At 64.0% G+C, this 639-nt stretch carries 1 protein-coding gene; it reads right to left on the bottom strand.

The window, feature by feature from the left end:
- Nucleotides 1–2: 2 nt before the first annotated feature.
- Nucleotides 3–639 (bottom strand): RNB domain-containing ribonuclease (locus XAXN_RS19880; RefSeq protein ID WP_134984944.1); only part of this gene is annotated, 637 nt, incomplete at its 5' end.

The raw sequence follows: 639 nt of genomic DNA, 5'->3' as shown, positions 1-639 counted from the left end.
TGTTAGCCGCTCTTAGTCGGCTTCTCGCGTGGCGGCAGCGGCGCTTCGGGTGCTGCGCCCTCTTCGGCCAGGCGGAAGTCGATCTTGCGCTCTTCCATGCTGGCCTTGAGCACCAGCACGCGTACCGGATCGCCGAGACGGAATTCGCGACCGCGGCGCTCGCCGCTGAGCGTCTTGCGGATCGGATCGAACTGGTAATAGTCCTGCGGCAGTTGAGTGACATGCACCAGACCGTTGACCTTGGACTGCGTCAGCTCCACGAACAGACCAAATCCCGTCACACCGCTGATCACGCCATCGAACTGCCCGCCGACGTGCTTTTCCATCCACGCCGCGCGGTAGCGCTCGTCCACTTCACCTTCGGCTTCATCGGCACGCCGTCCGCGCTCGGAGCATTGCAGTGCCAGCGCCGCCATCTGACGCGGTGTATAGATGAATGTCTGCGGGCTGGCACCGGTCAACGCGTGCTTGATTGCGCGGTGCACCAGCAGATCCGGGTAACGCCGAATCGGCGAGGTGAAATGCGCGTATGCCTCCAACGCCAGACCGAAATGGCCGTTGTTCTCCGGCGAATACACCGCCAGGCTCTGGCTGCGCAGCAACACCGATTCCAGCAACGCCGCATCCGGGCGCGCGCGC

The sequence above is a fragment of the Xanthomonas axonopodis genome, from assembly GCF_001304695.1.
Taxonomy (GTDB): Bacteria; Pseudomonadota; Gammaproteobacteria; order Xanthomonadales; family Xanthomonadaceae; genus Xanthomonas; species Xanthomonas axonopodis.
The sequence above is the reverse complement of the archived record's forward strand: the minus strand, read 5'-3'. Positions and strand labels throughout refer to the sequence as shown.